This is a genomic window from Ruegeria sp. BF10 (assembly GCF_056538725.1).
The window spans coordinates 17,915-37,921 of record NZ_JBQFTR010000001.1; the positions used below are offsets into that span (position 1 = coordinate 17,915).

The following is a 20,007-nucleotide window of genomic DNA, read 5'->3' on the forward strand; positions in this document are numbered from 1 at the left end:
GAACGTTTTTGAGGGCCGTTAGTGACTGAGGCAAAAACCAAGGTTTTTTTGACCGGACCGTTTCAGATTATCCGTGACGACGGTCAGGATGTGACGCCTCGGGGCACCAAAGCGAAAGCTCTTCTTGCTTTGGTGCTTCTGTCGAAAAACGCGATACGCAGCAGGGTTTGGTTGCAGGACAAGCTCTGGAGCGAGAGTTCGCCCGCACAAGGCGCGGCGTCGTTGCGCAAAGAGTTGAGCGTACTCAGCAAACACTTTTCCAAGCACAAACTTGATGTTCTTGAAGTCACCCGTGAAACGGTGTCGATCAATCTGGCAGCAGTCGAGGTTGATCTGTTTGACGAGCAACTCAGTTCCGACCGCGCTGAGTTGCTGGAGGGGTTGGACGTTGCCGATCCCGAGTTCGAGGCATGGCTGACGGTTGAGCGGCAGGCCTATTGGGACATCGATACAGAGTCAGACGGTCCGGTTCTGGCGGGCCGCGGTTTGCCGGTGCATTGGGGGCGTTTGCGTCCAGCGGTTGTGGTTGAGCCTTTTGAAGTTGTCGGGGAAACGCCCGATATCAGCATCGCTGCTTCCTCCATACGAGACGAACTCATGTTTCTTCTGGGCACAATGTCCGACGTGATCGAACTGCGTGACGCGCGCAGGCAGGAAGGCCCGGTTGAAGGCTATGTTCTCAGCGGCAGCGTGGTCGGCGCAGAAGGCCTGCGGGTGGCCGCTCAATTGACGTCAACAGCGGATCAGGTGTGCCTGTGGACACAGCGGTTCCGCTTTCGCGCAAAGGAAACATTCGACGCGGTCGAAGAAATCGCCATGAAGGTCGTCGAGGCGCTCCAACTGCGATTGCGCGACGGGTATTGGTCTGAAATCTGGTCAGGCCGTGCCACTTCGACCGAGGCCTGGTCTGCATTCCAGAAAGCGCGCATATTGGAAAGTCAGGCAACAGAAGACGGGTTGCAGGATGCCATCCGTCAATACCGCGCCTGTCTCGAGTTTGACCCCGGATACCTGCCAGCCCGTGTGGCGATCGGTTTCTGTCATTTGGACATGATCCGCCTGGGCATGGATGCAAACCCGGCCGAGACGCTGGCAATGGTCGAGGCCGAATGCAAAAAGCTGCGCAATCTGAACCCAACGGACCCGTATTGCTCGGCCCTCCATGCCTTTACCCACAGTGTTGCCGGCAACACGTCAGAGGCTTGCAGCTTGATGCTTGCCGTCGTGGAACGTTTCAGCGGAAGCCCGGAATTGTTGGGATATTATGGTATCCTTTTGGTGTATGATGACCGAGCCGAAGAAGGCGTTTCAGTCTGCAAGAAAGCGTTGGCGTTGACGCCGCATCCCCCTATTTGGATCGAAGCAAATCTGGCAATCGCAATGATGATGACCGGGGACAAGGCCGCGTGGCAGCATGCCCATAACGTGTTGCGGGTTGACCCCGGGCGCGTTCGTCCCAGGGTCGTGCTGTGCATGCTGTCCGCCGCCGCCGGGAACCATTCCCTGGCGCGCCGACATGCCCGGCAGATTCTGGAATTGCAGCCGGGCTTTACGGCCGAACGCTGGGCCTGGCCCGGCTGTTTCAAGAACAGGCGACACTACGAAAAGGGCGTGCGGCTGTTGTCGGCGGCTGGTCTGTGACAGGTCGTCAGGTTTCTTCCAGCACCTTGCGGGCCACGCGAAAACACTCCAGCGCCTGAGGAACACCGCAATAAATCCCGACCACGTGGATGATGGCGCGGATTTCTTCCTTTGAAACCCCGTTGTTGATGGCGCCCCGGCAGTGGATTTCCCATTCATGCATCTTGCCCAGCGCACCGATCATCGACAGGTTCATCATCGACCGGGTCTTGGCGTCGATCACGTCGTCGCCCCACCCAAACCCCCAGCACCAGGCCGTCATGGCTTCTTGAAACGGGCGGGTGAAGTCGTCGGCGGCAGCAAGGTTTTTCTCCACATACTCTGCGCCCAGCGTGTTCTTCCTTTGCTCCAATCCTTTCAGAAACAGGTCTTCGTCGAAAATGTCGGCCATTGCGGGTCTCCGGTGTGTCAGTGTGTCAGGCGGTGTTTGTAAAGGTGATCGTAATGCGGTTTCATCCTGCGGTGCACCTGTTTCACACGGTCTGGCGCGTCCGCGATGTCGATATGCGTGCGGGTCTGCGGCGCAAGCCCGGTCGATTTCGCCAGGTTGCCATGGAACGACCCGCCGTCCCACCAACTGAGGGCGGACGGATCACCGCCCGGTTCCCAGCTCAGCGCCTCTTGGATGAACGAAATTCCCACCGCGTCACAGAAGGCCCGGGTCATGCCGTGCGGGTCTTCCAGCAGGTCATCGCTGTCAATGACCGGCGGCGGAGTTCCGTTCAGTGCGGTCAACAGATCGAACAGGGCACGCTGTTCGGGAAAGCCAACCTCGCCTTCGGCAAAGTCCGGCCATTGCTTGTACATCGAAGTGATGGTCTTGGCCGGGTCCCGGATCAGGAAGGCGTGGGTGAAATGCGACAGAAACTCGGCATCCCACATGTGGTTGATGTAATGCGGAAAGTCCTTGAGAAAGACCGGCCCCCGTTTCGCCCGCTGCTGAATGTCCAGCCACACGCTGTCCAATGTCAGGCCCGGCGTTGTTACGTCGCCCGGTTGGAACCGATGCCAAAGCGGGTCTTCACCCTGATACCACGCTTCGCCGAAGGGCTCGTGCAGGCAGTCGAGATCACCGCGTTGCCGCATCATCCACTCGAACGCGGTTGACGTGGACCTTGGTACGGCCCAGAGCGCGAGGATTTTGGGCATGGTCATGACCTCTCGAATAGCTAAAGACGTTTCAGCAATTGCCCGTGCGGTGTACCGGGCGCGATACCAAGGGATTTGAAGATGCGCCAGTAAAGCGCGATGTCGTGGCCGATCACCGGTTTGCCCAGCGCGTCTTCAAGCATATCGGCCAGATGCAGCGGGCGCTGGGGCAAGCCACCGGGCCCGGTCCGGAAATTGCACATGCCATTGATCAGGATCGCTTCGGCCCGGGGTGCCTTGTCGGCCACATATTCAAAGCTTTTCAGTGCCAGATCACCATCGAACACCCAGCGGCAGTCATTCACGGCTTCCTGACTGTCGAACCAGCCCTGATCGTAAAAATTCCCGGCCCAGGCCACATCAAACCCGGCTTCTTTCAAGAAACCGACCGTGCCCTGCCACCATTCCGGCCAATGATAGGCGGCGTTCAGGGCAACCTTTTCGACGTTCATGTCGCGCAGCGCTTCGACCATGGCATATCCGGCCATGTGAAAGCGGGTGCCATATTTGTCTGACAGGTCTTCGCAGTGTTGCCGGACGCCTTCCACGCCCAGCCCGCAGGCATGGACCCAGTTCGAACCGACCTGACCGCAGACATCGACGCCGTTGCGGGACATGCAGTGCACGAAGTCTTCGAGCATGCCAAAGTTCTGTCTCCGCTGATCCAGCCCGTGCGCGTAGTCTGGCACGTGCAGCATCCAGCCATGCACGCCCACGGTTTCGGGGCACATGCGCAGGAAATCCGAGGGCGCGGCGTCAAAATCGAACGGCGGGCAGGTGAACCCGACCTGATGGGGGAACAGTTTGTGTTCCGGGCGCCAGACTTCAGGCATCAGCATCAGCGTGCAACCTCGGCCACTAATCCACAGCCTCGCGCATCCATTGCTGAAGCCGCGCGATGGAATGTTCCGACATCACGCCGCAGCCCGGATCCAGAACAAGCGGTCCGGGGCGATAGCCCCGCGACTTGAGCCCGCGATGAACGGATTCCACAAGGCGGATGTCTTCCTCGACCGTCGTTTCGCGGTCCTGGACCGCCAGTTGCCGGATGACCGCGCTGTCCGAACCGCCCTCGGTGTACCAGCCGCGCCAGACGGTGCAGTGATCGGCATCAACCGCGCGCCAGTGATAGGTGTTCAGCACATTGCCGGGATAACACTGGAAGGAAAACATCGGCCACAGGAACCATGACTGGTAATCGCCCGCGTGCGGTACCGACAGGTCGATGGGGTAGGTCATCTTGTCGAGGCTCTGGCATTCCGTCGTGTGACGCAGCACATAGCCGCCGCCCGCATCCGGCTGAATGTCATAGGTCTCGGGCTTGACCACACCTTCGGCAAAGGTCGGGTGATTGGTCGGGCAATGGTAGCATTCCGAGTAATTTTCGATACTGACCTTCCAGTTGCAGTTTTCGGGAATCTCGACCCATTCCAGCGGTTCCAGATCGTCGATATGCGGGACGAATGCGCGGATTTCCTCGCGCACACCGGGGAACCATTCATCCATGGGGGCGGCGTCATCGTCGAGGTTGACGAAGATGAACCCGTTGAACACTTCGGTCCGGACCGAGGTCAGGCAGATCGCACTGCGGTCAAAGCCGGGGACCGATTTGATATTGGGCCCGGCACGCAGCTGTCCGGTCAATTCATAGGTCCACGCATGATAGGGGCAGACAACGACGCGGGTGTTGCCCGCGCCGGTGACCATTTCATGCGCCCGGTGCTGGCAGACGTTGTAGAAGGTGCGGATTTCGCCGTCGCGGCCGCGAATGCAGAACAGGTTCTGGCCGGCGATCTCAAACGCAAAGTAATCCCCTGCTTCCCGGACCTGCGCGACATGGCCCGCAAACTGCCACGTTCGGGCCAGAAGCCCCTGCATTTCCTGCTCGAAAATCGCAGGGTCGGTATAGTATCGCGCGTCCAGTGAGTGGGTCAGGGGTGCGTTCATTCCGGCTCCTCCGCGTAGAGGCCAAGTTGGTGTCTGCGTTGGTGAAACCGTTCCACCCGCTCGACGATCTCATCGCTGGACACGGCGATCACGAAGGACAGCAGTGTTTCCAATAAGGCGATGGTCGAGACGGATGACGGAAAAAACTGCGGCGTGTCGGCGGCAACGACAAAGCCGTGATGGGCGTTCAGGATCACCGGGCTGGCCGGGCTGTCGGAAATACCGATGACGGTCAGACCCTGTTGCCGTGCCAGCTTGATCGCCTCGATGACTTCGGTGCGATAGGGGTGGCAGGTGATCGCGATCAGCACGTCCTGTTCATCGGCCCAGGCCAGATCATCCACCGGGGTCGAGCCGGGGCGGGGAATCGCGTGGAACTGCTTCATCCCGGTTGACGCAAGATAGGTGAAATTGCGCGCGTTCGAATTGTTGACGCCAACGCCCAGCGTGAAGATCTGGCGGCAGTTCCAGATATCCTCGGCGGCGGATTTCAGGCTCGTTTCATCAATTCCAGCGAAGGTGTCTTCAATATTGCGGATCGCCGCACCCACCATATCGGCATAAAGCCCACCCAGCTCACCTGACTTGCCGATCTCTTGCAGCCAACGGGCGCGGTCGGGAAACGACACGTTGCCCCGTCGAATCGCTTCGCGGAAGGGGGCCCGGAAATCTTCGTATCCTTCGAAGCCCACCTGCCGGGCCATACGCACGAAAGTATTGGGTTTGACCTTGGCCGCCTCGGCAATCTCGCGCACGGTCGAGACCCCAACATCCGTTGGGTTCTCCAACACGTAGCGCGCTGCTTTCTGTGCCTCGGGGGTTAGGGCGTCCCATTCCCGGCTCAGGCGGTCGAGGACGGTTGATGATACATTTGTGTCATTCATGATTGACGATGGTACATTTGTGGAATTAGCCTGTCGAGCAGAAACGCGACTCGGGAAGAGGAAAAATCATGTCCGGGAACGAACTGCCGTCACACGCCCGCGTGGTTATTGTCGGAGGCGGCGTGATGGGGGTCGGTCTGGCCTATCATCTGGCGCATGAAGGGTGGGGCGCTGATACCGTCCTGCTTGAAAAGGCCGAGCTGACCAGCGGCAGCACCTGGCATGCAGCGGGACAGATCACGCATTCGACCTCAAGCTTCGGGCTGGGAAAATGCGTGGATTACAACATCGGGCTGTATTCCGGCCGGTTGGAGGCCGAAACCGGCCAACCGGTCACATGGCATGGCTGCGGATCGTTCCGTCTGGCCTATACCGAGGATGAGATGGACTGGCTGCGCCACACCCTGTCGGTTGGTCGGTCGCTGGGCTTCAATATCGAGCTTGTCGGCCCCGAAAAGGTGGCTGAACTGCATCCGTTCTACAATCTCGAAGGTGTTTTGGGCGCGTTGCACACACCCGATGACGGCCATGTCGATCCGACCAATGTGACGATGGCGATGGCGACTGGCGCGCGTCAGAAGGGCGTCCGCATCTTTCGCAGCTGCCGCGCGACCAACATCACGCAGGCCGGGAACGGTGAGTGGGTTGTTGAAACCGAAAAGGGCACGATCACCTGCGAGCATGTAGTGAACGCAGGCGGAACCTATGCAAGGCAAATGGGCGAGTGGTCGGGGCTGCAACTGCCGATGACCTCGATGACGCACCATTATTTCGTGACCGAACCGGTGCCGGAATTCCAGAACCTGGACACCGAACTGCCGGTGATCCGCGACGACCGCAAGGTCTCGGGCTATATCCGGATGGAGCAGCAGCGCGGTCTGATCGGGATTTACGAAAAAGAGAACCCGAACTCGGTCTGGCGTGACCATTGCCCGTGGGAATACGAAAACTGGCTGTTCGACGCGGATTACGACCGGGTGATGCCGTGGCTTGAGGAAAGCCTGAACCGGATGCCGATCTTTGCCGAACTGGGTATTCAGCGCGACGTTCACGGGGCGATCTCGCATCCGCCGGATGGCAACCCTCTGATCGGACCAGCACCGGGTGTTCGGAACTATTGGTGCTGCTGCGGGACACAGATCGGCATCGGCTGGGGGCCGGGTCTGACCCGCGAACTGGCGCGGTGGATGGTGCATGGTGCCGCCGATATCTCGATGCGCGAATTTGATCCGCGCCGGTTCGGCAGCTATGCCACGAAGGATTGGCAGGTGATCAAGGCCGAGGAAGACTACTGCCTGCGCCATGAAATTCCCTTTCCGCATTTCAACCGTCTGGCCGGGCGACCGATCAAGCCGTCGCCGCTGCATGAGCTGTTGAAATCCAAGGGCGCAGTGCATGAAGAAGTGTATGGTTTCGAACGCCCCCGCTGGTTCGCCCGCGACGGCGTGGAACAGCGCGATCACTATTCCTTCCGTCGCACACCTGCCGACGACATGGTCGCGGCCGAGGTCAAAGCGGTGCGCGAAAGCGTCGGCATCATGGACGTCACCGCCTTCACCAAGGTCGAGGTTTCGGGACCGGGGGCCTATGCCCTGCTTGACCGGCTGACCGCAAACCGGATGCCGCAAAAGGTCGGTTCGATCACGCTGACCCATATGCTGAACCGTCGCGGCCGTATCGAATTGGAGACCACGATTGTCCGCATGGCCGACGACCGCTTCTATCTGGTCTGTGCGGCCTTCTTTGAACAGCGCCTGCTGGATCATCTGGCGCAGCAATGCGCGGATGAGGATGTGCAGGTAACAGCCCTGTCCGCAGACTGGTCGGCCCTGTCGCTGAACGGTCCCCGGTCGCGGGATGTGCTGGCGCGCTGCACCGATGCCGATCTGACCAATGCCGGGTTCCGCTGGCTTTCCGCGCAGGAAATCAACATCGCCGGTCACAAGGTCTGGGCTTTCCGCATGTCCTATGCCGGGGAACTGGGCTGGGAGCTGCAAATGCCCAACACTGCCTGCCTCGACGTCTACAACGCGCTTTGGGCCGCGGGTGAGGCGTATGGCATCACCGACTATGGCAGCTTTGCCATGAACGTGATGCGGATGGAGAAGGGCTTCAAAGGCGCGGGCGAGCTGACCAACGAGGTTACTCTGGCCGAGGCCGACGTGCTGCGTTTTGCGCGCACCGACAAGGATTATCTGGGCAAGGACAAGACGCTCAACACCGATCTGCCCTGGATCTGTGCCTATCTTTCAATTGAACCGGATGGAGAGATTGATGGCCATGGCGGAGAGGCGGTGCTGCTGGACGGGCGCGTCGTCGGGTCCACGGCGTCGGTCGCTTATGGCCACACCGTCGGCAAAATCCTGGCCTTTGCTTACCTCAAGCCCGAAGCGGCCAAAGCCGGGACAGAGCTGGAGGTCGTGATCCATGGCCAACCCCGTGCCGCCCGCGTTCTGGGTGAACCTGCCTACGATCCCGACAGTTTGCTGCCCCGCAGTGACGCGATACTGGAGACCGCGTGATGAGCCTGCCCGATACGATGCGAGCCATGGTCACGATGGGCCATGGTGGCTTGGAACAGATGGTGATGCAGGAAGACTGGCCGCGCCCCGAACCCGCTGCCGGTGAAGTTCTGATCAGGGTCGCAGCCTGCGGCCTGAACAATACCGACGTCAATACGCGGTCCGGCTGGTATTCCAAGACCGTAACGGATGCGACCACCGGTGGCGCATTCGAGGAAGTCGGTGAAGAAGACCCGACATGGGGCGGCAACCCGATCACCTTCCCGCGCATTCAGGGCGCAGATGTCTGCGGCCGTATCGTGGCCGTTGGCGAGGGCGTGGACGGCGCTCGTATCGGCGAGCGTGTCATCACGGATGGCTGGCTGCGAGATCCGGCTGATCCCGGCAACATGAACAAGACAGGGTACTTCGGGTCGGAACGCGATGGCGGGTTCGCCGAATATACCACGACTCTGGCGGTCAATGCGGTGCCGATCACTTCGGACCTGTCGGATGCCGAACTGGCCACGTTCTCCTGTTCTTACTCTACCGCCGAAGGGATGCTGTCGCGTGCCAACGTGACGGAAAAAGACACCGTTCTTGTGCCCGGGGCCTCTGGCGGGGTGGGTGGTGCCTTGGTTCAATTGGCCAAACGCCGTGGCGCGCGTGTGATTGCGATGGCATCCGAATCCAAACACGCCGACGTGGCCGATCTTGGCCCTGATCTGGTTTTGCCCCGCGCACCTGAAGATCTGCGGTCGGCGCTGGGCGACGAGAAGATCACCGTGGTCGCCGATGTGGTAGGTGGCCCTTACTGGCCGAACCTGATCGACGTACTGGAGCGCGGCGGGCGCTACACCTGTTCGGGTGCCATTGCAGGTCCGATGGTCGAACTCGACCTGCGGACGTTCTATCTGCGCGATCTGACCTTCACCGGTTCGACCGTGATTGACCCGCAGGTGATGCAGAACCTTGTGGAATACATCGAAGCGGGTGAGATCAAACCGGCGCTGGCTGCGACCTACCCATTGGAAGAACTGCGGGAAGCGCAAGCGGCGTTCATCGCCAAACAGCATACCGGCAACATCGTGGTGGTGCCATGACGCTGGATGATGTTCTCGAGGCGGCCCGCCAATTGCATCAGGCGCATCCTGACCTTGCCGCGTTTGCATCATGGCCGGACGATCTGACACCGACGGGTTTGCAGCCCGCTCACATGCCGGCGACCGATCTGGTGGGCGATTTTGGCCTTGATGGCGTGGCGCCAACCCATGATCTGGTCGCGGCGATCAAGGCCAGCGCGCATCTGGCGCAATGGAAACACACGTACACCGCAGAGGAAGTCGGCGCGGACTTCCTGAATCGGTACGGGTATTACGAACTGTTCGGACCGACCGGGCATTTCCACTCGACCCAATTGCGCGGCTACGTGGGGTATTGGGGCGCCGGTCTGGATTATGACTGGCACAGCCATCAGGCGGAAGAGCTGTATCTGACCCTGGCGGGCGGAGCGGTTTTTCGAAGCGACAAGGATGAAACCTTCGTCGGCCCGAACCAGACACGACAGCACAAAAGCTGGCAAAGCCACGCCATGACCACGACGGACCAACCGATCCTGACCTTTGTCCTGTGGCGCGGCGAAGGGATGGGCGACCTGCCCAGAATGGACGCCGCATGAAAACCACCGGCATCCGAATTTACCAGACCGGACTTCCGTATGTTGGCAGTGCGTATGTCCGGGGTGCGGACAGTGTTATTGAAACTGCCACCGCATCGGTTGTGGCCCGTTTCTCGGCGTCGACCCCGCCGGAATACCTTCAGAACACAACGGATCTGATGAACTACAACACGCGATCTACCGGGATCGGCGGCCCTGTCGCGAAAGACGGAACGCTTTATGCAGCCGATTTGCCGGGATTGGGTGTAACCCCTGATTTTGAAAGCCTCGGCGCACCCGTGGCGGAGTATGCTCCATGAAGATTGAAACCATCACCGTTTTTCAGGTCGATTTGCCGCTCGAGCATCACTATTGGCTGTCCGGTGGGCGTTTGAAGTTCGAAACGCTTGATGCGACGCTGGTCAAGCTCGTAACCGATACCGGTCTGGTCGGCTGGGGCGAGGGTACGCCCTGGGGGCACACCTATGTACCCGCGCACGGGCCGGGTATCCGGGCCGGGATCGAAACGATGGCCCCCTTCATCCTCGGCCTTGATCCGCGTCGCGTGCTGGACGTGGAACGGGCCATGGATATTGCCTTGCCCGGGCATCTCTATGCCAAAAGCCCCATAGATATGGCCTGCTGGGATATTGCCGGTCAGGCAGCGGGCCTGCCGATTGCCGATCTGATGGGCGGCGGATCGCGGACACCGCGCCCGATTGCTTCCTCGGTCGGGGCGAAAACCGTCGAGGAAACACGCGAGGTCATGGAGCGGTATCGCAAGCGCGGCTATATCGCCCATTCAGTGAAGATCGGCGGAGATGTCGAGCGGGACATTGCCCGTGTGCGGGATGTGGAAAGCATCCGGCAGCCCGGAGAGATTGTCCTGTATGATGTCAACCGTGGCTGGACGCGCCAGCAGGCCTTGCGGGTGATGAGCGCCTGCGAAGACCTGAACGTGATGTTCGAGCAACCCTGTGAAACACTGGATGATATCGCGGCGATCTCGGGGCTTCATGCATCCCCAGTGTCTGTGGACGAGTCCCTTGTGACCTTGCAGGATGCCGCCCGGATTGCCCGCGATGGTCTGGCCCAGATATTCGGGATCAAGCTGAATCGCGTGGGTGGCCTGACCAAGGCCGCGCGGATGCGCGATATCGCGCTGGCCCATGGGATAGACATGTTCGTGATGGCCACCGGCGGGACGGTTCTGGCCGATACCGAAGCGCTGCATCTGGCCGCCACGATCCCGGATGACCACTGCCACGCGGTCTGGGCCTGTCAGGACATGATCACGGTTGATGTTGCAGGCGGCCGCGGGCCCCGCAACGTCGATGGCCATCTGCATCTGCCCGAGGCGCCGGGGCTGGGCGTGCATCCGGACGAAGCCGCATTGGGTGATCCAGTAGGAGAATATGCTTGAGAATTGACAAGATAACGCTCTGGTCCGTCGAACTGACCAGCCATGAAACCTATCACATGGCTGACGGCAAGACCTGTGCGACCGTGACGTCTCATATCCTGCGCCTTGAGACGGATACAGGTCTGACAGGTTGGGGTGAGGTCTGCCCGATCCCGCATTATCTGCCAGCCTATGCGAATGGCGTACCGGGGGCCATCGCTGAAATGGGTCCCGAGATTCTCGGGATTTCTCCGATCGGGGTCGATGCGCCGATGCGAAAGCTGGACGGGTTTCTGCAAGGCCACAGCTACGCGAAATCGATCGTGGACATTGCGCTGTGGGATCTGTTCGGCCGCGCGGCGGGGGTACCGGTTTACGCGTTGCTGGGCGGGCGAACACGGGCGGATATGCCGCTTTACCATTCGATCACATGTATCGCGCCGGACGAAATGGCGCGCATCGCCAAGGCGGCCTTCCAGACCGGTATTCGGCAATTCCAGGTCAAGCTGGGTGTCGAGGGTGATTGGCAAGCCGATGCCGAGCGGCTGATCAAAGTGCGCGAGGCCGTGGGAACCGGGCCGCTTGTGTATGGTGACTGGAACTGCGGGGCATCGCGCCTTCAGGCAACCCGAACCGGGCGCGCGGTGGCGCATCTGGATGTGATGCTGGAACAGCCCTGCAAGACGCTGGAAGACTGTGCCGCTGTTCGTCAGTCGACGGGTCTGCCCATGAAGATCGACGAAAACGCCTTTGATCTTGCATCGCTGATGCGGGCGCATGAATTGGGGTGCATGGATGCAGTTGCGTTGAAGCTGTCGAAATTCGGCGGTCTGTCAGCGATGCGCCGTGCGCGCGATCTGACCGTTCAGCTGGGCGCCGAGATTTGTGCGGAATGCACCTGGGGATCGGATATCGTCACGGCGGCCTCGTTGCATTTTGCTGCTTCAACCCCGCATGGATCGCTGATGAACACATGCGACTTGTCCTCTTACGTTGCCCCGCGCCTGTGCCCTGACGCACCAAACCGTGAAAACGGCCGGATTGCCCCGCCCGAAGGCCCGGGATTAGGTGTGACACCTGACCTCGAAATTCTTGGCGCCCCGATTTTGGAGATTGATTGAGATGCTGAAGATCCAGACACAGTCCGAGTGGATAGCGCGTGCAAACGAAGTTTTGCCTGCCGGCGGTTTCGGCAACTTCGATCCGGGTATCATCATCGCCCGTGGCGAGGGCAGCCATGTCTGGGACGAGGACGGGAACGAATATATCGACTATCTGATCGGGTCCGGTCCGATGTTGCTGGGCCATGGCCACCCCGAGGTGATGGAAGCGGTGCTGGAACAACTGCCCAAAGGCATGACCTTCTTCGCCAACAACAGCAAGGGCATCGAACTGGCCGAGGCCATCATCGAAGCCGTTCCCTGTTGCGAGCAGGTGCGTTTTGTTGCCTCTGGGGGCGAGGCGGACATGTACGCCATGCGGCTGGCGCGCGCCTATACCGGGCGCGACAAGATCCTCAAGTTCGAAGGGGGGTATCATGGTATGAGCGCCGAGGCGCAGATGAGCCTGGCCCCCAGCCGTCGGGTCAATTTCCCTCAGGCCGTTCCCGACAGTGCCGGTATCCCCCAAAGCGTGGCCGAGCAGATGCTGATCGCGCCTTTCAATGATCTTGAGGCGGTGGCAGCGTTGCTGGATGAGCATGACGATGTCGCAGCCATCATGGTCGAACCCTTGCAGCGGATCATCCCGCCCGCGCCGGGGTTTTTGCAGGGCTTGCGGACCTTGTGCGACAGATTTGGTGTGTTGCTGATTTTTGATGAGATCGTCACCGGGTTCCGTCTGGCTTACGGCGGCGCACAAGAGCGATATGGCGTGACCCCGGATATCTGTACGCTTGGCAAGATCACCGGTGGTGGCTTTCCTCTGGCCGCGCTGGGCGCCAGTGCCGAGATCATGAAGCATTTCGACAAATCGAAAGTCGGAGAACAGGGCTGGCTGATGCAGTTGGGCACTTTGTCCGGCAACCCCGTTGCCTCAGCGGCGGGGCTGAAGACGATGGAGGTTTTGCGGCGCGAAGGCACCTATGAACACCTGCGCTCGATCGGGAAGCAGTTGCAACAGATGCAATCGGACGCTTTGAACGAGGCAGGCATTGCCCATCGCATCTGCGGTGACGAGACCTTGTTCGACATTTATTTCACCAAGGCCGAATGTCGGGATTATCGCAGCGCAAACCATGATGACCCGCAGCGCAACGCCACTTACAATGCAACGTTGCGGGCGCATGGGGTCTTCAAGGCTCCGGGCAAACTGTACCCGTTGCTGGCGGTTACCGAAGCGGATCTGGATCAGACCAGAGAGGCCGTTCGTCACGCCGTTGACGCGATTTCCTGAACGCGGGTCTGGCACAACGCAATCTGGTACAACGTAAACGGGTCGCTGTTGAACCCAACAGCGACCCTCTACCTTTGGAAGCCGGGGGTCAGTCTCGCCCCCTCGAATACTGATTAAAACACCGGCAATCTGAAAACTTTTCGATACTTTCGAGACTGGCCCGACTTCCTCTTCGGTATGTCACATTAATGCCTGATTGTTCCGCCTGCTACAGTGATCAAGTTCACACTAAGCAAATTTATTTTGAATTTTTCCAATCGAATAGATCAGGTCCCGCCTGTTCAAGCAGTTCCGCAGCCATTTCGCGGGCCATCTCAGGCCCATCCTTGACGGGGCCGGTCATATCTCTGCTGGCGGTTTCCGTTCCGTCCGGGCGCAGCACTTCGCCCCGCAACCTTAGGGTGTCGCCGTCCAGTTCGGCAAGGCCGGCGATCGGGGTTTCGCAGGACCCGTCCAGCGCAGCCAGCAATGTGCGTTCGGCCGCCAGGCGGTATCCCGTTTCGGTGTGATGAATCGCTTCAAGCATTTCGGCTGCGCGCATGTCGTTGCTGCGCCGTTCGATGCCGATGGTACCCTGCGCGATTGCCGGCAGCATGTCGTCAGGAGAGATGGCGCTGGCCGGAACCTCATCCATTCCCAAACGGCGAATGCCTGCCATTGCCAGAAACGTGCAATCGGCAACTCCGTCTTCAAGCTTTTTCAGCCGTGTCTGCACATTTCCGCGAAACTCGACCACTTTCAGATCCGGCCTCCGGTTCAGCAGCTGCGCACGGCGTCGCAAAGACGAGGTGCCCACCATGGCGCCTTCGGGCAGATCGTGGATCGAGCCCAATCGCGGAGAGATGAAGGCGTCGCGCACATCCTCGCGCGGCAAGAACGTGTCCAGGACCAGCCCTTCGGGTTGTTCAACGGGCATGTCCTTTGTTGAATGCACGGCGATGTCGATCTCGGCGCGCAGCATCGCCTCTTCGATTTCCTTGGTGAACAGGCCCTTGTTGCCGATTTCCTTCAGCGGGCGATCCGCGTCGATCATGGCGCGATTGTCACCGGTCGTCTTGATCACTACGATCTCGAACGCATCCTGTGGCAGATCGAACGCATCGCTCAGGCGCTGGCGCGTTTCATAGGCCTGAGCCAGAGCCAGTGGCGAACCACGGGTGCCGATTCTGAGGGGCGATGCGGGGGTGGGCAGGGTCAAAGTCATGTGCACAGCTTTAGTCGCGTCACATTGCCCTGACAATGGGGGCTGAGCTTGACAAATTGCCGCCGAAGGACGACCCGTTGCCAAAACCTGAATGCTGGGGGCGAACATGGCCGAGACAAAGAAACTGCTGCGGGCGCTGGCGGGCGAAGTACAGGATGTGCCGCCGATCTGGATGATGCGTCAGGCGGGTCGGTATTTGCCGGAATACCGGGCCACACGTTCTCAGGCCGGGGATTTCCTGTCACTGTGTTACAATCCTGAACTGGCAGCAGAAGTTACCTTGCAGCCAATTCGGCGATATGGGTTCGATGCGGCGATCCTGTTTGCCGACATCCTGCTGGTTCCACAGGCGCTGGGGGCTGACCTTTGGTTCGTGACCGGCGAAGGCCCGCGTTTGTCTACCATCACGCAGCAGGCCGAGTTTGATGCGTTGAAACCGGTTGACGCGATTCACGAGACATTGTCACCGGTTTACGAAACGGTGCGCATTCTGTCGCGGGAATTGCCGTCCGAGACCACCTTGATCGGATTCGCAGGCGCGCCGTGGACAGTTGCCACATACATGATCGCAGGGCGCGGCACGCCGGATCAGGGTCCCGCCCATGCGCTGCGCGAAGGTAATACTGCTTTGTTCGAGGCGCTGTTGGATCGCATCACCGCGGCAACGATTGAATATCTGTCCGCTCAGATCGACGCCGGGGCCGAGGTGGTCAAGATATTTGACAGTTGGGCGGGGTCTTTGAAGGGCGAAGCTTTCCGCAAATACGCGGTCGAGCCGTGCCGGGTGATCACGCACGCCATCAAGGAACGCCATCCCGGCATCCCCGTGATTGGATTTCCGCGGGAAGCAGGCGACGGGTACATAGGGTTTGCAAGGTCGACCGGCGTGGATTGCGTGGCGCTGGACAATTCCGTGTCGCCCGAATGGGCAGCTGAGAAGGTGCAGATTGATGGCTGTGTGCAAGGCAATCTGGCATCGTCGCACATGGTTACGGGCGGGCAGGCGCTGGTGGATGAGACCCGGCGCATCGTGCGCGCATTTTCCAAGGGGCCGCATATTTTCAACCTCGGCCATGGGATCACACCGGATGCAGATCCTGAGAATGTTCAGCTGATGATCGACACGGTGCGCGGCGGGTAGGGCGCGTGGGAGGGGGCCAGCCCCCTCTTGGCCGCTGGCCAATTCACCCCCGGGATATTTCCGGCCAGATGAAGCGTACGTCAGGTGCTTTCGGGGGCTTGGAGGTCGCTCAGGATCTCGGTTGTGTGCTGGCCGCGAGCCGGGCTGGGCTTCGGTTGCCACCGGTGTGTGGAGAAGCGTGGGGCGGCGGCGGCCTGTAGGGTGCAGTCTGTCTTGCGCCAGGATTGACGGGCCGCATTCATCGGATGGGCTGCGGCCTCGTCGGGGCTGAGAACCGGGGCGACGCAGGCATCTGACCCGTCGAACAATTTGGCCCAATGGTCGCGCGGTCTGGATGAGAAGATCTCGGCCAGGCGCCGGGTCAGGTCGGGCCAGAACTTGCGGGTGTATTGTTGTTGGAACGCCGGGTCATGGGACAGGCCCAGGATTTCCAGAAATCGGGCGTAGAATTTTGGTTCGAGGCATTGGACCGAAACAAATCCACCATCCGCGCAGGCGTAGGTTCGGCTCCAATGCGGGCCGTCCAGCAGGCTTTGGCCGCGGGTCTCGGACAGGTTGCCGGTTTGGCGCATGGTCATCAGAAGGTTCATCATATGGGCCGAGCCGTCGTAGATGGCGGCGTCAACCACGGTGCCTTTTCCGGTTCTTTGCGCGTTGATCAAACCTGCCAGGATGCCCGCGACAAGGTACATGGCGCCTCCGCCGATATCGCCGACCAGGGTTGCCGGGGTTTGAGGCGGCTGATCCGGGAGAGAGGCGTACCAGAGCGCACCGGACAAGGCGATGTAATTCAGGTCATGTCCTGCCGTGTCGGCCAGCGGACCATCCTGCCCCCAGCCTGTCATGCGGCCGTATATCAGTTTTGGGTTGCGGGTCAGGCAAAGATCCGGGCCAAGACCCAGCTTCTCCATCACACCGGGGCGAAAGCCTTCGATCAGTGCATCCGCCGTGTCAATCAGGCGGCGGGCGGTCGCCAGATCTTCGGGATCCTTCAGATCAAGCGCGATCGATCGTTTGCCGCGGTCCAGAAGCGAGCGGTCCGGCATGCCCGGTGTTACTGCCTGGCCTTTGCGATGGATCGTGATGACGTCGGCGCCCAGATCAGCAAGCTGCATGGCGGCAAACGGGCCGGGGCCCAGCCCTTCGATTTCGACAATACGTATTCCATTCAGCATCAGCGCCCTCCGTTGTGGCAGAGTTTGCGGGTGGGTTGACGGATTGCAAGTTGGAATTGAGCATGGTTCTGACAACCACTAGAAAATGCGCAGCACGTTGTGCGGAATTGCCCTGTTACAGGCTGGTTCCGCGCGATAGGGTCTCGGTCGGAACGGGGAACGGATATGACGACCATTTTGTCCATCAATGATCTTCGCAAATCTTACGCCGATGGGTTCGAGGCGCTGAAGGGTGTGTCTCTGGATATTGAAGAGGGTGAGATACTTGCGCTTCTGGGACCAAATGGCGCCGGGAAGACAACCCTGATTTCGACGATTTGCGGGATAACAAACCCGACCTCGGGGGTGGTCACGGTTGGTGGACATGACATCCAGTTCGACTATCGCGCAGCGCGCAGGATGATCGGGCTTGTACCGCAAGAGATCGCGTTGGAACCCTTTGAAAAGGTCTGGAACACGGTTCGGTTGTCGCGCGGGCTGTTCGGCCTTGGCAAGGACAACGCGCGGATCGAAGAGATTCTGCGCAAGCTGTCCCTATGGGACAAGCGCAACAACGCGATCAAGGAATTGTCCGGGGGCATGAAGCGGAGGGTGCTGATCGCCAAGGCCCTGGCCCATGAACCCCGGGTGCTTTTTCTGGACGAGCCAACTGCCGGAGTGGATGTCGAGTTGCGCAAGGACATGTGGGAGCTTGTGGCGGAACTGAAACGGGACGGTGTCACCATCATTCTGACCACACATTATATTGAAGAAGCAGAAGCAATTGCGGATCGCATTGGCGTCATCGACAAGGGAGAGCTTTTGCTGGTGCAGGACAAGGCCACACTCATGTCGCAGATGGGTAAAAAGCAGATCGAAGTCATGCTGACCGAACCCATCGATCGGATCCCCGACAGTCTGGCCAGCCACAATCTTGCCCTCAATGGCGCGGGGGATTGCCTGATCTATACCTACGACACCCATGCGGATCGTACCGGCATAACGACCTTGCTGAATGACGTGTCCGAGGCCGGGTTGGTGTTGCGCGACGTGCAGACCAGGCAATCAAGCCTGGAAGAGATTTTCGTCAATCTGGTATCCGGAGAGGCCGCATGAACTGGACCGCGATCGCTGCCATCTACCGGTTCGAAATGGCCCGTTTCTTTCGCACTCTGGCACAGAGTTTTCTGTCGCCGGTTCTGTCAACTTCGCTTTATTTCGTGGTGTTTGGCACTGCCATAGGCAGCCGTATCCAAGAGGTCGAGGGCGTTTCATACGGTGCGTTCATCGTGCCGGGGCTGATCATGTTGTCGGTGGTGACATTGTCGATTTCGAACGCGTCGTTCGGGATTTATTTTCCCAAGTTTCTGGGCACCATCTACGAGCTGTTGTCCGCTCCGGTCAATTTCATCGAGATCGTGATCGGATATGTCGGTGCCGCCGCAACGAAGGCGTTGTTTGTTGGGTTGGTGATATTGGTCACAGCGACGTTTTTTGTCGATATTCGGATCGAGCATCCATTCGCCATGGCGGCGTTTCTGATCCTGTCCTGTCTCAGCTTTTCGTTGCTGGGATTCATCATCGGTATCTGGGCCAGCAACTTCGAACAGATGTCGCTGGTGCCGCAGTTGGTGGTGACGCCACTGATCTTTCTGGGGGGCACGTTTTATTCGATCTCGATGCTGCCGCCATTGTGGCAGACCATCACGCTGTTCAATCCCGTGGTCTATCTGATTTCGGGTTTCCGCTGGTCCTTTTACGGGCTGGCAGATGTGCCGATCGTTTTCAGCCTTCTTGCCATTGTCGCGTTTACAGCTCTGTGCTTGGCGGTTATCGGCTGGATATTCAAAACCGGCTGGCGCATTCGCAGCTGACCCTCGCCAAGGCGTTGCATTTTTGCCCATCGGGTGTGTGAATTTGGTTCACGTCGCGTTTAACGCCGGCAGAGTCCCTTGTTTACGGGTTGGGGGCACTCTACATCGGCACCCATGAAGCTCAGCCTGCCGTTCGTAAAAAAGCACCCTTGCGTGGCCGTTGTCCGTTTGTCCGGTTCCATTGGAATGGCCGGTCGCGGGTCCTTGAACGATACCACCCTGGCCCCGGTTCTCGACAAGGCGTTTCGAAAGGGTAAACCTGCGGCTGTCGCGCTCGAGATCAACTCTCCGGGCGGGTCGCCTGTACAAAGCTCTTTGATTGGCGCCCGAATTCGGCGCTTGTCGGAAGAGCTGGACGTGCCCGTGATCGGGTTTGTCGAAGATGTTGCGGCATCCGGAGGGTATTGGCTGGCGGCCGCCGCGGATGAGATCTGGGCCGACGACAGTTCGGTTCTTGGCTCGATCGGAGTCATTTCGGCAGGTTTTGGCGCGCATGTCTTCCTGGCGCGGCAGGGGTTCGAGCGGCGCGTCCATACAGCGGGCAAATCGAAATCGATGCTGGATCCCTTTTCGCCGGAAAAGAAAGAGGATGTGGCGCGCTTGCAAGGGCTGCTGGGTGACATCCACGAAAACTTCATCGCGCATGTCAAAGCCCGCCGAGGTGACAAGCTGGATCACAGTGCCGATCTGTTCACGGGTGAAGTCTGGCTGGCGCGTCGCGCGCATGAACTGGGTTTGATCGATGGTATCGCCCATCTGAAACCCAAAATGCAGGAACGCTTTGGCGACAAGGTCAAGTTCCGCCGTTATGGCTTGCGCAAACCAATCTGGTCGCGGTTCGGGGCCAACCTGGCACAGGATGCCATCGCCGGATTAGAGGAGCGTGCGGCCTACGCGCGTTTTGGTTTGTGACGTGATCATCAAGGCTGTCACACTTTTTCTGATTGGCATGGGTGTCCTGGCGATGTTCGGCAAACTGCGCTTTCCGGGGCAGAAGAAACTGAGTTCCGCCAAGTGTCCGCGCTGCGGACGGTTTCGCATAGGCAAAGGCCCCTGCGC

Annotated in this window: 19 protein-coding genes; 12 read left to right on the forward strand and 7 right to left on the reverse strand. The window is 59.7% G+C overall.

The window, feature by feature from the left end; translation table 11 throughout:
- The first annotated feature begins 21 nt into the window (after window positions 1-21).
- Window positions 22-1,641 carry a hypothetical protein gene (locus tag ACR0DJ_RS00100; RefSeq protein ID WP_425079013.1) on the forward strand — a complete coding sequence of 540 codons (1,620 nt, stop codon included), beginning with the start codon at window positions 22-24 and terminating at the stop codon, window positions 1,639-1,641.
- Window positions 1,642-1,648: 7 nt separating this feature from the next.
- On the opposite strand, the gene ACR0DJ_RS00105 is transcribed toward ACR0DJ_RS00100, so the two are convergent.
- Genes ACR0DJ_RS00105 through ACR0DJ_RS00125 form a run of 5 tightly spaced genes read right to left on the reverse strand, consistent with a single transcriptional unit; the run spans window position 1,649 to window position 5,621 of the window.
- On the reverse strand, window positions 1,649-2,032 hold the full coding sequence (locus ACR0DJ_RS00105) for a carboxymuconolactone decarboxylase family protein (protein WP_152456719.1): 384 nt from the start codon (window positions 2,030-2,032) through the stop codon (window positions 1,649-1,651).
- Between the two features lie 17 nt (window positions 2,033-2,049).
- On the reverse strand, window positions 2,050-2,796 hold the full coding sequence (locus tag ACR0DJ_RS00110) for a sulfotransferase-like domain-containing protein (protein WP_480686213.1): 747 nt from the start codon (window positions 2,794-2,796) through the stop codon (window positions 2,050-2,052).
- 14 nt (window positions 2,797-2,810) lie between these two features.
- Window positions 2,811-3,629 carry an aspartate racemase/maleate isomerase family protein gene (locus ACR0DJ_RS00115; RefSeq protein ID WP_480683516.1) on the reverse strand — a complete coding sequence of 273 codons (819 nt, stop codon included), beginning with the start codon at window positions 3,627-3,629 and terminating at the stop codon, window positions 2,811-2,813.
- Window positions 3,630-3,648: 19 nt separating this feature from the next.
- On the reverse strand, window positions 3,649-4,737 hold the full coding sequence (locus ACR0DJ_RS00120) for an aromatic ring-hydroxylating oxygenase subunit alpha (RefSeq protein WP_257599885.1): 1,089 nt from the start codon (window positions 4,735-4,737) through the stop codon (window positions 3,649-3,651).
- Complete coding sequence (locus ACR0DJ_RS00125; RefSeq protein ID WP_170346254.1) at window positions 4,734-5,621, reverse strand: MurR/RpiR family transcriptional regulator; 888 nt, start codon at window positions 5,619-5,621, stop codon at window positions 4,734-4,736. The genes ACR0DJ_RS00120 and ACR0DJ_RS00125 overlap by 4 nt, the downstream gene beginning before the upstream one ends.
- Before the next feature lie 68 nt (window positions 5,622-5,689).
- On the opposite strand from ACR0DJ_RS00125, the gene ACR0DJ_RS00130 reads away from it, so the two are divergent.
- Genes ACR0DJ_RS00130 through ACR0DJ_RS00160 form a run of 7 tightly spaced genes read left to right on the forward strand, consistent with a single transcriptional unit; the run spans window position 5,690 to window position 13,575 of the window.
- The gene (locus ACR0DJ_RS00130) at window positions 5,690-8,143 is read left to right on the forward strand and encodes an FAD-dependent oxidoreductase (protein WP_480683517.1); all 2,454 of its coding nucleotides are present in this window, start codon (window positions 5,690-5,692) and stop codon (window positions 8,141-8,143) included.
- Entirely contained in the window at window positions 8,143-9,225 is a 1,083-nt protein-coding gene (locus ACR0DJ_RS00135) for an alcohol dehydrogenase family protein (protein WP_480683518.1), read from the forward strand. The genes ACR0DJ_RS00130 and ACR0DJ_RS00135 overlap by 1 nt, the downstream gene beginning before the upstream one ends.
- A complete protein-coding gene (locus ACR0DJ_RS00140; RefSeq protein WP_480683519.1) occupies window positions 9,222-9,800 on the forward strand; it encodes a dimethylsulfonioproprionate lyase family protein in 579 nt (192 codons plus the stop codon). Before ACR0DJ_RS00135 ends, ACR0DJ_RS00140 begins: the two co-directional genes overlap by 4 nt.
- Window positions 9,797-10,099 (forward strand): hypothetical protein, encoded by a 303-nt coding sequence (locus ACR0DJ_RS00145; RefSeq protein ID WP_480683520.1) that lies wholly within the window; start codon window positions 9,797-9,799, stop codon window positions 10,097-10,099. Before ACR0DJ_RS00140 ends, ACR0DJ_RS00145 begins: the two co-directional genes overlap by 4 nt.
- Window positions 10,096-11,202, forward strand: a complete 1,107-nt coding sequence (locus ACR0DJ_RS00150; RefSeq protein WP_480683521.1) for a mandelate racemase/muconate lactonizing enzyme family protein — start codon at window positions 10,096-10,098, stop codon at window positions 11,200-11,202. Before ACR0DJ_RS00145 ends, ACR0DJ_RS00150 begins: the two co-directional genes overlap by 4 nt.
- Complete coding sequence (locus ACR0DJ_RS00155) at window positions 11,199-12,302, forward strand: mandelate racemase/muconate lactonizing enzyme family protein (RefSeq protein ID WP_170346258.1); 1,104 nt, start codon at window positions 11,199-11,201, stop codon at window positions 12,300-12,302. The genes ACR0DJ_RS00150 and ACR0DJ_RS00155 overlap by 4 nt, the downstream gene beginning before the upstream one ends.
- Before the next feature lies 1 nt (window position 12,303).
- Complete coding sequence (locus ACR0DJ_RS00160) at window positions 12,304-13,575, forward strand: aspartate aminotransferase family protein (protein WP_480683522.1); 1,272 nt, start codon at window positions 12,304-12,306, stop codon at window positions 13,573-13,575.
- A gap of 238 nt (window positions 13,576-13,813) precedes the next feature.
- Here the strand turns inward: ACR0DJ_RS00160 and hemC are convergent, their stop codons facing one another.
- A complete protein-coding gene (hemC, locus tag ACR0DJ_RS00165; protein ID WP_480683523.1) occupies window positions 13,814-14,779 on the reverse strand; it encodes a hydroxymethylbilane synthase in 966 nt (321 codons plus the stop codon).
- Window positions 14,780-14,885: 106 nt separating this feature from the next.
- On the opposite strand from hemC, the gene hemE reads away from it, so the two are divergent.
- On the forward strand, window positions 14,886-15,920 hold the full coding sequence (hemE, locus tag ACR0DJ_RS00170; protein WP_170346261.1) for a uroporphyrinogen decarboxylase: 1,035 nt from the start codon (window positions 14,886-14,888) through the stop codon (window positions 15,918-15,920).
- 80 nt (window positions 15,921-16,000) lie between these two features.
- On the opposite strand, the gene ACR0DJ_RS00175 is transcribed toward hemE, so the two are convergent.
- Window positions 16,001-17,095, reverse strand: a complete 1,095-nt coding sequence (locus ACR0DJ_RS00175) for a CaiB/BaiF CoA transferase family protein (protein ID WP_257599893.1) — start codon at window positions 17,093-17,095, stop codon at window positions 16,001-16,003.
- A gap of 165 nt (window positions 17,096-17,260) precedes the next feature.
- Here ACR0DJ_RS00175 and ACR0DJ_RS00180 point away from each other — a divergent pair, with 165 nt between their 5' ends.
- The 3 genes from ACR0DJ_RS00180 to ACR0DJ_RS00190 all read left to right on the forward strand — a co-directional run bounded on the left by ACR0DJ_RS00180 (window position 17,261) and on the right by ACR0DJ_RS00190 (window position 19,860).
- Entirely contained in the window at window positions 17,261-18,190 is a 930-nt protein-coding gene (locus ACR0DJ_RS00180; RefSeq protein WP_425079003.1) for an ABC transporter ATP-binding protein, read from the forward strand.
- Window positions 18,187-18,948 carry an ABC transporter permease gene (locus ACR0DJ_RS00185; protein ID WP_480683524.1) on the forward strand — a complete coding sequence of 254 codons (762 nt, stop codon included), beginning with the start codon at window positions 18,187-18,189 and terminating at the stop codon, window positions 18,946-18,948. Before ACR0DJ_RS00180 ends, ACR0DJ_RS00185 begins: the two co-directional genes overlap by 4 nt.
- 114 nt (window positions 18,949-19,062) lie before the next feature.
- On the forward strand, window positions 19,063-19,860 hold the full coding sequence (locus tag ACR0DJ_RS00190; RefSeq protein WP_480683525.1) for a S49 family peptidase: 798 nt from the start codon (window positions 19,063-19,065) through the stop codon (window positions 19,858-19,860).
- The last annotated feature ends 147 nt before the right edge of the window (window positions 19,861-20,007 follow it).